This is a genomic window from Gemmatimonadaceae bacterium, assembly GCA_035606695.1.
Taxonomy (GTDB): domain Bacteria; phylum Gemmatimonadota; class Gemmatimonadetes; order Gemmatimonadales; family Gemmatimonadaceae; genus JAQBQB01.
The window spans coordinates 1-11,937 of the sequence record DATNEW010000001.1 but is presented as its reverse complement, the minus strand read 5'-3'; the positions used below and the strand labels follow the sequence as shown (position 1 = coordinate 11,937).

Annotated in this window: 10 protein-coding genes; 9 read left to right on the top strand and 1 reads right to left on the bottom strand. The window is 64.8% G+C overall.

Annotation, left to right across the window (positions count from 1 at the left end):
- Nucleotides 1-88: 88 nt before the first annotated feature.
- Nucleotides 89-2,203, top strand: a complete 2,115-nt coding sequence (locus VN706_00050) for a S9 family peptidase (protein HXT13986.1) — start codon at nt 89-91, stop codon at nt 2,201-2,203.
- Nucleotides 2,204-2,212: 9 nt separating this feature from the next.
- On the opposite strand, the gene VN706_00045 is transcribed toward VN706_00050, so the two are convergent.
- A complete protein-coding gene (locus VN706_00045) occupies nt 2,213-4,642 on the bottom strand; it encodes an ABC transporter permease (GenBank protein ID HXT13985.1) in 2,430 nt (809 codons plus the stop codon).
- 113 nt (nt 4,643-4,755) lie between these two features.
- Here VN706_00045 and larE point away from each other — a divergent pair, with 113 nt between their 5' ends.
- From larE to VN706_00005, 8 genes are all read left to right on the top strand, one after another.
- On the top strand, nt 4,756-5,577 hold the full coding sequence (gene larE, locus VN706_00040) for an ATP-dependent sacrificial sulfur transferase LarE (protein ID HXT13984.1): 822 nt from the start codon (nt 4,756-4,758) through the stop codon (nt 5,575-5,577).
- Between the two features lie 2 nt (nt 5,578-5,579).
- Entirely contained in the window at nt 5,580-6,143 is a 564-nt protein-coding gene (thpR, locus tag VN706_00035) for an RNA 2',3'-cyclic phosphodiesterase (GenBank protein HXT13983.1), read from the top strand.
- A 2-nt stretch (nt 6,144-6,145) separates the two neighbouring features.
- Entirely contained in the window at nt 6,146-6,793 is a 648-nt protein-coding gene (locus VN706_00030; protein ID HXT13982.1) for a hypothetical protein, read from the top strand.
- A gap of 58 nt (nt 6,794-6,851) precedes the next feature.
- Nucleotides 6,852-8,225, top strand: coding sequence for a sigma-54 dependent transcriptional regulator (locus tag VN706_00025; protein ID HXT13981.1), 1,374 nt, complete (start codon nt 6,852-6,854; stop codon nt 8,223-8,225).
- Nucleotides 8,226-8,243: 18 nt separating this feature from the next.
- Nucleotides 8,244-8,762: a hypothetical protein gene (locus VN706_00020; protein HXT13980.1), complete on the top strand. Its 519-nt coding sequence runs from the start codon at nt 8,244-8,246 to the stop codon at nt 8,760-8,762.
- 88 nt (nt 8,763-8,850) lie between these two features.
- Nucleotides 8,851-10,350 (top strand): aldehyde dehydrogenase family protein, encoded by a 1,500-nt coding sequence (locus VN706_00015; GenBank protein HXT13979.1) that lies wholly within the window; start codon nt 8,851-8,853, stop codon nt 10,348-10,350.
- Between the two features lie 131 nt (nt 10,351-10,481).
- A complete protein-coding gene (gene lepB, locus VN706_00010; protein ID HXT13978.1) occupies nt 10,482-11,318 on the top strand; it encodes a signal peptidase I in 837 nt (278 codons plus the stop codon).
- A 101-nt stretch (nt 11,319-11,419) separates the two neighbouring features.
- A partial coding sequence (locus VN706_00005) for an RNA polymerase sigma factor RpoD/SigA (GenBank protein ID HXT13977.1) occupies nt 11,420-11,937 on the top strand: 518 nt, incomplete at its 3' end.

Genomic DNA, 11,937 nt, shown 5'->3' with positions numbered 1-11,937 from the left:
TGCGACGAGCGGTGCTCTAGCGGAGGGCCGGGTCTTTTGTCATCCTGAGCAAAGGAAAGAATTCCTTCAGCGCACAGGACGACGTCTCATGCGAACGATTCCGTGTCTCGCCGCCGCCACTATCGCCGTGCTTTGCTCCAGCGCGTTGCATGGTCAATCGGGGCGGCCACTGGCGATCGAAGACTACTATCGCGTCCCCACGGTCGGCTCGCCGTCGTTGTCGCCCGACGGGCGATGGGTCTCGTACACCGTCACGACGCGCATCGAGCAGACGAACGGGCAAACGGTCGCGGTGTGGCTTGCCCCGTCGGATGCATCGACGCAGCCGCGCGACGTCAGCGGTTCCGCAAGCGCGAGCGCGCCACGCTGGACCCCCGACAACCGACTTCAATTCACGACGAGCGGGCACACCGTCACGATCGATCCAGCGCATGTCGATCGTCCCGACACGAACGTGACGCAAACGGGCTCGGCGGTCGAGGGCGGACGAGGTGGGCGCGGAGGGCGGGGGCGTGGCGCCGCTTCAGTGGCGCTCGCGTCGCCGGATGGAAAATGGGTCGCGACGGTGCGCGATTTTGCGCCCGCGCCGATCGCGCATCCCTATGCGTCGGATTTCGAGAAGCGTCATGAGGAACGTTTCAAGGGCGTGGAATTCGACTGGATGGATTTTCATCGCGACGGGCAGCAGTTTCCGCTCCCCAACCGGCGCGATCCACAGCTCTTTCCGCCGCAGGAGATCATCCTGTCGCCGGCGAACGGCGATTCATCGCTGACGCGCCCATTGACGTCGCTCGGCCTGCGTCCGCTCGACGTGCAATGGAGCCGAGATGGGTCGCGCGTTCTGTTCACGGCGGATTCGCTCTATCGGAATGAACGATCGTACGGTCGCAATGAGATCTGGATCGCAAAGCTCGACGGGACGCTCGAGCGGCTGACGCCGAACCGCGACTACGCGTACACGGGCGCGGAGTATTCGCCGGATGGAAAGTGGATTCTCGCGACGCGCGAGTATGCGACCGACATGGTGATCGCTCGCCACCTCGACCACGGTGGGCCGGTGGACTTGATCGTGATTCCGGCGAACGGCGGAGAGCAGGTGAATCTGACGGCGGACTGGGACTACATCCCGAACAACGCGCGCTGGAGTCCGGATGGACGATACGTGTACTTCACCGGCGGCGTCGGTGGGACGACGCACCTGTTTCGTGTTTCTCCCGCGACCGGCCACGTCGAGCAGGTCACGAGGGGCGAGCGGCGGCTGGGCGACATCGGCTTCGACCAGGGCTTCACGAAGCTCGTGTACACCGTCGGCCTCGACGACCGCCTGTCGGAGGTCTTCGTCGCCGACATCGACGGGGCGCATGAACGACAAATCTCTAATATCAATACGTCAATTAATGAAGTGAAATTGAGTCCGTCCGTCCGGCTCCAGTTCAACAGTGGCGACGGCACGCCCGTGGAAGGCTGGCTCACCCTGCCGTCCGGGTATCGCGCCGATGGCGGACCGTACCCGCTCGTCGTGAGCAACCACGGCGGACCGCACTCGGCCATCGAGTACGGATTCAACTTCAAGAATCAGTATCTGGCGGCGAACGGCTACTTCGTTCTCGAGGTCAACTTTCGGAGCTCCACGGGATACGGCGAGAAGTTCCTGTGGGCAACGTGGGGTGCGTGGGGCACGAAAGATGGACAGGACGTGATGGCGGGTATCGACTACGTGCTCGGCAAGTACCCCATCGACCGAACGAAAGTCGCCACGATCGGCCACTCGTACGGCGGCTTCATGACGAACTGGCTGATCACGCAGTACCCCGATCGCTTCGCGGCGGCGATCCCGGGCGCCGGCATAGTCGATTGGCTGAGCGACTACGGCAACGCGGACATCCCGAACACGAAGGAGCGGGAGTTCTACGGCTCGCCGTGGGATCCGCGCGCGCGCGAGATCATGTTGAAGCAGTCGCCGCTCATCTATGCCGATCGCGTGAAGGCGCCGACGTTGTTCATCAACGGCGAGATCGATCAGCGCGTGCCGTTCTCCGAGGCCGAGCAGATGTACGTGGCGCTGAAGAAGAATGGCGTACCGGCGAAGATGATTCGCTACGCCAACATGCCGCACTCGATCAGCGGGTCGTGGAACAACGTGCATCGCATGATCAACGAGCGGCGGTGGCTGGACCAGTGGTTGAAAGGAATTACGCCCTGAACAGTTCGATCACTCCGCGCGCAGTGCTTCCGCCGGGTCGATGCGCGTCGCGCGGTGTGCCGGCACCAGCGCGGCCCACGCGCTGATCGCGATCAGAATCGCGCACGCCGCCCCAAACGACAACGGGTCGAGCGGCGTGACACCGAACAGCAGCGACGCGAGCAATCGGGTGCTGAGCAACGCGCCGACGAGTCCGACGGCGGCACCGCGGCCGACCACGCGCATCGCGTCGCTCAGCACCAGCCGGCGCACATCACGTGGCGTCGCGCCGAGCGCCATCCGGACGCCGATGTCGCGAGTTTGATGGCGGACGAGCGCGGCCGTGACGCCGTACAGTCCAATCGCGGCAAGCACGAGCGCGGCGAGACTGAAGCTCATGAGGATCAGCGCGGCCAAGCGGGGCCGCGCCAGCGGGCCGGCGAGCAGCGCATCCATCGTCGTCGTCTTCCACACGATGACGCCGCGATTTTCTTCACTCAGCGCGCGGCGAATGGCGGGCAGACTCGCCTCCAATGTGCCTCGCGTCCGCACCGCGAAATATCCACTGAACCCGTGGACCAGAGTGTACGGCACGTAGATGACGGGCGCTGTTTCGCGCAGCGTACGGAAATGCGTGTCGCGGGCGACGCCGATGACCGTGCGTGGCGTGCTCGTCGAGTCGTAGACGTTCACGAGTTGTTTGCCGATCGGGTCTTCGTTCGGCCAGAACCGCCGCGCGAGCGATTCGCTGAGCACGACGACCGGACGTGCATCAGCGATCTCGGTCGGAAGGAACCCGCGCCCGCGCAGAATCGGAATCTCGAAGGTGCGAAAGTAATCCTCGCCCGCGAAGTCGAACGGGATGAACGGACTGGTCGCGCGCTCGGACGGCGGCTGGTCCGCGCGCGCGATTTTCATGATGTAGAACGTCGTCCCCTTGAACGGCTCGCTCTCGATGGGCGTCGCGGCCACGACGCCGGGGACCCCTCGGATGCGCCGCGTCAACGCTTCGACTACGTCGTTCATCCGCTCGGGAACAAAGAAGGATTTCGGCCCAGTCACCGAGACCATCGAAACGTGCTCGGTTTGGTAGCCAAGGTCGATGTGTTGGAGGTGATCGAGGCTGCGCGCGAGAAGGGCGGCGCCGGCGAGCATGATCAGGGCGAGCGCGATCTGCGACGACACGAGCCAGCGTCGCGCGCGGCGGCGTGTGACGCTTTCCGATCCGGACCGGCCGTCTTCGCGCAGCGCTCCGTACGGGGCGCTGCCCGCGGCCATCACGCTCGGCACGAGACCGAACAACATGACCGCGGCAACGGTGAGCAGCACGGCCTCGGCGATCGGTGCGCCGCCGATTCGAATCATGTCGGTGCGCGGCAGCTCCGACGGAGCGAGGGCGAGCAGGACGCGAAGCAGCAGTTGCGCCGCGACGAGGCCCGCGGCGCCGCCGGCGAGGCCAATGAGTGCGTTCTCGATAAGAAACTGCTGCAGGATAGCGCCGAAGCTCGCGCCAATCGCGCGGCGCACGGCGATCTCACGCGTTCTGCCCGTCATTCGTACGAGGACCAGGCTTCCGGCGTTCACGCAGGCGATGACGAGGAGAAGCACCACGGCGAGCGTGAGCACGACGATCGTTGCGCGCGACGACCCCAACACTTCTTGCGACAATGCATGAGCCTCTACACCCGAGATCGCCAGCGGCGTTCGCGGCTCCTCGAGCACGAACGGGTTCAAGCGCGCGATGTGCGCGGAAAGATTTGCGCGGGCAGCGGCGATCGTGGCTCCGCTCGCCAGCCGCGCCACGATATCCATCTGCGCCAGGAAATCGTCGTGCGCGGCCGCCCACATGCCGACGCCGGTCGGATACTCGAATCCCGGTGGCGCGACCCCGACGACGGTCACGCGCTCATGCGCATACGGCGTGAAGAACGTCCGGCCGACGACGAGTGGATCTTGATTGAACACTTGCCGCCACGCGGCGTAGCTGAGGACGACGGCAGTGGGCGCGCCGACCGGCCGGTCGGTCTCGCGGAACGTTCGGCCGAGAATGGGCCGCGTGCCCAGCACATCGAAGAAGTTCGACGTGACGATCGCATCGGAGAGTGTGAAGGTGTGGTCGCCATCGAGGAGCGGAACAGGGATCGACCCGAGGTGATAAACGCCCGCCTCGTCACGGATGACGGACGTGTCGCGCTTCATCTCCTTGAGGTAGGGCATCGGCACGTCGAGATGCGCCCCGCCGCGATCCAGCGGATGCATGATGAGCAAACGCGCCTGATCGGTGACCGGCAGCCGCTCGACCAGCACGGCCCGATAGATCGTGAACATGGCGGTCGACATGCCGATGCCGAGGGCGAGGATTGCGACCGCGGCAACGGTGAAGCCCGGCGAGCGTCGCAGCGTGCGAAGCGCGAGCGCCGTGTCGCGACGAATGCCTGCTGCTGCCTGTTGAAGCATCATGTTGCTCGAGGGTCGAGGCCCATTGTTGAGACAACCTGCGGCAGAGACACGCCGCCGGTCCGGCACCCGCATCCTTCGCGCGCCGCGGTCGGACACCATGATAAATTCGTTGCATGGCGAAGGAACAGCGGTTGATCTCGTGGCTTCAGGCGCGGCAGCGCCTGGCCATCGGCTACAGCGGCGGCGTCGACTCGGCCTATCTCGCCGCGGTCGCCGTCGAAGCGGTCGGCCGCGAGAACGTGGTGGCCATCATCGGTCGCAGCGCCTCGTACCCTGAAAGTCAGTGGAAGAACGCGCGCGACATCGGCGAGCGCATTGGGCTGATCGTGCTCGAGATCGATACGGACGAGCTCAACGATCCGCGCTACGCCGCGAATCCGACGAACCGATGCTACTTCTGCAAAACGGAGCTATGGACGCGGCTCGTGCCGGCGGCGCGTGAGCGTGGCTTCGAGGTCGTTGCGGACGGGACGAATGCGGACGACGTGCACGACTGGCGTCCCGGCGCGCAGGCGGCGCGCGAGAACGGGATCGCGTCGCCGCTGGCAGAATTAGGATTCTCTAAAGTCGAGATCAGAGAGGCCTCGCGGGCGCGCGGACTCCCGACCTGGGAGCAGCCGTCGTCGCCATGCCTGTCGTCGCGGATTCCCTATGGGACGCCCGTCACGGTCGGGCGCCTGGCGCGTGTCGAGCGCGCGGAGGCGGCGCTGCGCGCCCTTGGAATTTCGGGCGACCTCCGCGTCCGCCATTTCGGCGCGACCGCACGCGTCGAGCTCGCCGCCGCCGAGTTGGGCTGGTGGACCGTGGCGCCTCGCCGCGACCAGTTGACGGCGGCGGTCGTGGCAGCGGGGTATGAACGCGTCGAGATCGATCCGAAGGGTTTTCGCTCCGGCGCCATGAATCGGCTCGCCGGATTGCCCGTCCTCGACGCCTGAGCGTGCGGTTATTTCTCGCGATCAACCTGCCGCACGAGGTGCGTCGTGAGATCGTCGCGGCGGCGACGACGCTGCGCGCAAGTGCTCCCGATCTTTCATGGGTCGGCGAGACCGGTCTGCACCTGACGCTCAAATTTCTCGGCGAGGTCGAGGATGAGCGCGTGCCGGATATCGAAGCGGCGTTGGCCGCGGTGGCGGGCCGTCATCGGGAGCTGCTCATGAGCCTGAGCGGCGTGGGTGCGTTCCCGAACTTTCGGAAGGCTCGCGTCGTATGGCTGGGAGTAGGGCAGGATCCGCGGCTCGAGCTCTTGCACCACGATGTCGAAGTCGCGTGCGAAAAGCTCGGCTTCGAGGTCGAGGGCCGAGCGTTTCGTCCGCACCTGACGTTGGCGCGAATCAAGCATCCGCTGTCGGAGGATCGCTTGCGGGTGTTGGCGCGGGCCGCTCGGCAGACGGACTATCGCACGGACTTCATCATTCGATCGGTCGATCTGATGCACAGTGAACTTTCGCCGCGCGGCTCGACATATACGACCGTGATGTCGGCTGCGCTCCGGAGCTCGTGAGCATGGGTTGCATTGCTCGCCTTGGATGTCTCGTGGTGCTCGTCATCGCGGCCGCGGTCGGGTGGTTCACGCGCGACCGCTGGTTGCCTGAGCGTTTCCGCTCGCACCCGGCGGTTGCGGCGCACGCGCCGACGTGGGAAGCGCTCACCGATGCCGGCGCGGATCGCACGCGTTCGGCGTTGACGAAGCTCAGCCAGCCCAGCGGACCGGTGTTTCAGACGTTGTCGGGGGGCGACGTTGCCTCATTCATATTTCGCGAGCTGGCGAGGCAGCTGCCGGCGTCCACGGATAGCATTCAGGCGCTCGTGAGCGGCGATCAACTCTCGATGCGCGCGAACGTCAAACTGTCCGACCTGGGCGGCGCCGGCGCACTCGGCGCGCTCGGGATACTCGGCGATCGGGAGCGAGTGCAGTTCACGGGTACACTTCGCGTGGTGCATCCAGGGCTGGGCGAGTTTCAGATGCAGGACGTGAAGGTGCGAGGCGTCAGCATTCCGCGCGGCATGATCTCGACGCTGATCGGGCGGTTCGGGCACGGCGCGCGCCCGGCCGGGGTGGACGATGACGCGTTGCCGTTGCCGCTCCCCCCATACATAGGCGACATTCGGGTGGCGAACGGCAGGATCACCCTGTACAAGAACGTGCGCTAATGTGGATGACACTACTCCGACCGAACGTGCGCCGCGCCGCAGGGAGGAGTGATACGTTATGAGCCCGCGGCGCATTCTGATCATCGACGACGAGCAGGGGATTCGCGCGGCGCTCGGGCAGCTGCTCGAGTTCGAGGGGTATGACGTCCGCGCCGTCGGTAACGCGGTCGACGGCATTACCGAATATCAAAAGCAGCGTCCCGACCTCGTCTTTCTCGACGTGAAGCTGCCGGGGATCGACGGGGTCGAGGCGCTCAAGCGGATCAAGGAGCACGATCCGACCGCGATCGTGGTGATGATCAGCGGGCACGCGACCATTCAGACCGCCGTCGAAGCCACACAGCTTGGCGCGTACGACATTCTCGAGAAGCCGCTCGACACCGATCGCATTCTCGTCACGCTGCGCAACGCGCTACAGCACCTCGATCTGTACGCGGAGAATGCGCGGCTGCGCGAAACGATTCAGTCGCGGTACGAGATCGTCGGCAAGTCGTACGGCATTCGCGCGGTGATCGACAAGATCGAGCGGGTGGCGCGAACGCCGGCACGCGTGCTGATCACGGGCGAGAACGGGACGGGCAAGGAGTTGGTGGCGCGCGCCATTCACGCGCAGTCGACGCGTACCGACGGTCCGTTCATCGAAGTGAACTGCGCGGCGATTCCGAGTGAGCTGATCGAGAGCGAGCTGTTCGGCCACATGAAGGGCTCGTTCACCGGGGCCGTGGCCGACCGTGCGGGGAAGTTCGAGCAGGCGCACGGCGGCACGCTGTTCCTCGACGAAATCGGCGACATGAGTCTCGCGGCCCAGGCCAAGGTGCTGCGCGTGTTGCAGGATGGCGTCGTGACGCGGATCGGCGGATCGAAGACGATCGAGGTGGACGTGCGGGTGTTGGCCGCGACGAACAAGAATCTCGAGACGGAAATCGCCGACGGCCGGTTTCGCGAGGATCTGTTCTATCGTGTGAACGTCGTGCCGATTCACGTCCCGCCGCTCCGCGAGCGGCGCGAAGACATTCCGCTGCTCGTCGCGCACTTCATCAACGTGTTGACGAGCCGTGAGGGCGTGGCGCCGCGCGCCGTGGCACCGGACGCCGTGGAGCGATTGAGCCAGCTCGAATGGCCCGGCAACGTCCGCGAATTACGAAATACTATTGAGCGTTTGCTCATTCTGTCGTCGGGGCCGCGGATCACGGGCGACGACGTCGCGCGGCTGGTCGGGAAGCGCGACCCCGAGCAGGCGGGGCTGGGATCGCTGCTCGAGTGCAAGACGTTCGAGGAGTTCAAGCATGCCGCGGAGCGCGCGTTCCTGCTCGCCAAGCTGCGCGAATTCGACTGGAACGTATCGGAAACCGCGCGCGCGCTCGACATGCCGCGGTCGAACTTGTACAAGAAGATCGAACGGTACGCGTTGACGCGGGAGACGGTGGCGTGAACAGAGCGCGGCGTCCAAATGCCTGACAGAGACTGGGACAAGGAACTCGCCAAGATCGACAAGCAGCTCGGCTCGTTGAAGGACGAGGACCTGCTTGGGCCGGCGCAGCCGCAACTCCCGGCGAAAGCCGGCGCCGCACCGGCGAAGGCGGCCAAGCCGGCGAAGGCCTCATCGAACGCTCCGGTCGAGCGGACGACGAAATCGTGGGCGGTCTATGCGCGGCTGACGATCAGCGTGCTCCTCGGCGTCGCGATGGTGGTGTGGCCGTATCCGTCGCGCTGCGGTGCCGGGCTCGCGGGCTATCTTGCCGCCGTGGTCGTCGTGGTCACGAGCGGCGTTTGGAGCGCGGTCTGGACGTGGCGGCATCGGGCGAGCCACGCGCACATCCTCTCCCTGTTATTGATTCTCTGGGGCCTCGTGCTCGGCTCGATCGAAGTGCTGCCGCGCATTGGGTACGCCAAGCCGGATGCCCGGCATCCTGGTAACTGGTCGTGCCAGGCGCCCGTTCCACCCGCACCGCTTCATCCAACCGGATGAGATCCTTCGCTACGCTCAGGATGACAACGCAGGCCAGGATGACAACGCAGGCCAGGATGACAACGCAGGTCAGGATGACAAGAAGAATATGAAAACGTTCAAGAATTTTGTCGCTGGCGATTGGGTACCGCCGATCGGCGGGGAGTATTTCGAGAATAAGAATCCCGCGGATCTCTCGGATACGATCGGGCGCTTTCCGCTGTCCGGCGCCGCCGACGTCGAGCGGGCGGTCGAGTCGGCACGGCGCGGGTTCGAGGTGTGGCGCGCGACGCCCGCGCCGGCGCGCGGCGACGTGTTGCGGCGCATCGGCGACCTGATGGTCAAGCGGAAGGACGAGATCGCGGATCTCATGACCCGCGAGATGGGGAAGCCGCTTACCGAAACGCGTGGCGACGTGCAGGAAGGGATCGACACGGCGTACTACGCGGCGACGGAAGGCCGGCGTCTGTTCGGACACACGGTGCCGAGTGAGATGCGGAACAAGTGGGCGATGAGCTTTCGCCGGCCGATCGGCGTGTGCGGCATCATCACGCCGTTCAACTTTCCGATGGCGATTCCCACGTGGAAGATGTTTCCCGCGTTGTTGTGCGGCAACGCGTGCATCTTCAAGCCGGCGGAAGACGTGCCGCACACGGGGCACACGCTGGTGGAAATCATGCTCGAGGCGGGGCTGCCGCCCGAGGTGATTCAGCTGGTGCACGGCGTCGGCGAATCGGTCGGCGCGGCAATTGTGAACCATCCGTCGATTCCCGTCATCTCATTTACAGGATCGACGGACACGGGCCGCGTCGTGGGCGAAACGTGCGGGCGAATGCACAAGCGGCTGTCGTTGGAGATGGGCGGCAAGAACGCGATGATCGTGTTCGACGACGCGGATCTGGATCTTGCGCTGGACGGGGTGCTGTGGGGCGCGTTCGGCACGACCGGGCAGCGCTGCACGGCGACGAGCCGGTTGATCGTGCAGGACGGCGTTCACGACGCGTTGTTGAGCCGGCTCGTCGATCGTGCGCGTACGCTCAAGCTGGGCGATGGACGCAAGAAGGGAACGGACGTCGGTCCGCTCATCAGCGAGCATGCACGCGAGAAGGTCGAGCGCTACGTCGACATCGGGCAGGAGGAGGGCGCGGATCTGTTGTGTGGTGGGAAGCGGCCGACGGGAAAAGACGTGGACAGCGGCTACTTCTTCGAGCCAACGATCTTTGCGCGCGTGCGCGCCGGCATGCGGCTCGAGCAGGAAGAGATTTTCGGTCCCGTGTTGTCGGTGGTTCGGTTCCGCACGGCGGACGAAGCGTTCGCGATCAATAACGACGTGAAGTACGGCCTGTCGTCGTCCGTCTATACCAGTAATGTGAACGTGGCGATGCGCGCGATGAACGAGCTGGACACGGGCATCACGTACATCAACGCGCCGACGATTGGCGCCGAGGCACATCTGCCGTTCGGCGGCGTAAAACAGACAGGGAACGGGCACCGCGAGGGCGGCTGGGAGGTCTACGAGTTCTACTCGGAGACGAAGGTGGGCTATCTCGATTTCTCGGGGTCGCTGCAGCGGGCGCAGATCGACAATTACCTGGGGACGCCGGATTAGCGCGATGGCCGGTCCTGAACTGGAACGATCTTTGTCAGATTGACCTTCGGGGCAACTAGCCCTCGAGGGCGTTAGGGCGTTATTTCGTCGGTGGGGCAGTCGTCCTGCCAGCGGGGCAGTGCGAGAGAGCAATGGGCATCAACGAGCCGGACTTCACATCGACGGGTGAGCAGCCTGTGCGGGGCGTGCAGGCGGACGACGGCGCGGGCGCGCCGCCGCGCGCGATCACGCCGGAGCAGCGCGTCGAGGCGTTGCGCGAGCTGAACCGCGGTCGAAGCGGCTTCGACTTTTTGTCCGAGTGGACGAAGATCTTTGTCGTATCGGTCGTGCTCTTCCTCGTCATTCGCACGTTCTTCGTCGAAGCGTTCAAGATTCCGAGCGGGAGCATGGAGAATACGCTCCAGGTCGGTGATTTCCTGCTCGTGAACAAGCTCGTCTACGGCGCGGAGGTCCCGTTCACGCACAAGCGGCTGCCCCGCTTGCGCGTGCCGCAGCGCGGCGACGTGATCGTATTCGAATACCCTGAAGATCCGACGAAGAACTTCGTGAAGCGGTTGATCGGCGTGCCGGGCGATACCGTCGAGATGCGCGAAGGAACGCTCATTCGCAACGGCCGCGTGATTACGGAGCATTACGTCGAGCACACCGATCCGGATATTGATCCGGCGCCCGAAGATTTTCGCTGGCAGCGGGATTACGTGGTGCGGACGGCGGCGGCCGCGGCCGGGGGCTATCATCCGTCGCGAAACAACTGGGGACCGTTGGTCGTCCCAATGGGGAATTACTTCGTCCTTGGCGACAATCGAGACAATTCGCTGGACAGCCGATACTGGGGCTTCGTGGCGGACTCGCTGGTCAAAGGCAAGCCATTCGTTATTTATTACAGCTACGCACCGGACACGTCCGATCACAGCTTTGCCTGGCTCACGCACATTCGCTGGCAGCGGCTGGGTGAGCGAATCAAGTAGGCTCGAATAGCTGATCAGCAATTCCTCTCGGCAGTACGTAGAACGACCGCACGCCGCACGCCCCCACCCAGCACGCGCCCACCTCCCCTTCCGCTGTGCGTATGGCCGCAACCGGCAACAAGAAGTCGTCGTACGAAGAAGGCTCGCTCGACCAGTATCTTCGTGACATCAGCGCGTATCCGCTGATCTCGCGCGACGAAGAAGTGCGCCTTGCCCAGGAAATCCGGAAGGGCGATCAGGAAGCGCTCGACAAGCTCGTGCGCTCGAATCTGCGCTTCGTAGTCTCGGTCGCGAAGAAGTATCAGAATCAGGGCGTGTCGCTCTCGGATCTGATCAACGAGGGCAACCTCGGCCTGATTCGCGCCGCTCACAAATTTGACGAAACCAAGGGGATCAAGTTCATCTCCTACGCCGTCTGGTGGATCCGTCAGGCGATCCTGCAGGCGCTCGCCGAACAGTCGCGCATCGTGCGCGTCCCGCTCAACCGTGCCGGAACGCTACACCGCATCGGCAAGCGCGCGAGCGCGCTGCTCCAGGAACTGGGCCGCGACGCCACGCACGCCGAGATCGCGCAGGGCATGGACATCACCGAAGAGGAAGTCGCCAAGACCATGGCGAT

Coding starts and splice junctions, on each gene's coding strand:
- VN706_00050 (HXT13986.1), top strand. CDS start 89: ATGCGAACGATTCCGTGTCTCGCCGCCGCCACTATCGCCGTGCTTTGC.
- larE (HXT13984.1), top strand. CDS start 4,756: ATGGCGAAGGAACAGCGGTTGATCTCGTGGCTTCAGGCGCGGCAGCGC.
- VN706_00045 (HXT13985.1), bottom strand. CDS start 4,642: ATGATGCTTCAACAGGCAGCAGCAGGCATTCGTCGCGACACGGCGCTC.
- VN706_00015 (HXT13979.1), top strand. CDS start 8,851: ATGAAAACGTTCAAGAATTTTGTCGCTGGCGATTGGGTACCGCCGATC.
- VN706_00025 (HXT13981.1), top strand. CDS start 6,852: ATGAGCCCGCGGCGCATTCTGATCATCGACGACGAGCAGGGGATTCGC.
- lepB (HXT13978.1), top strand. CDS start 10,482: ATGGGCATCAACGAGCCGGACTTCACATCGACGGGTGAGCAGCCTGTG.
- VN706_00030 (HXT13982.1), top strand. CDS start 6,146: ATGGGTTGCATTGCTCGCCTTGGATGTCTCGTGGTGCTCGTCATCGCG.
- VN706_00020 (HXT13980.1), top strand. CDS start 8,244: ATGCCTGACAGAGACTGGGACAAGGAACTCGCCAAGATCGACAAGCAG.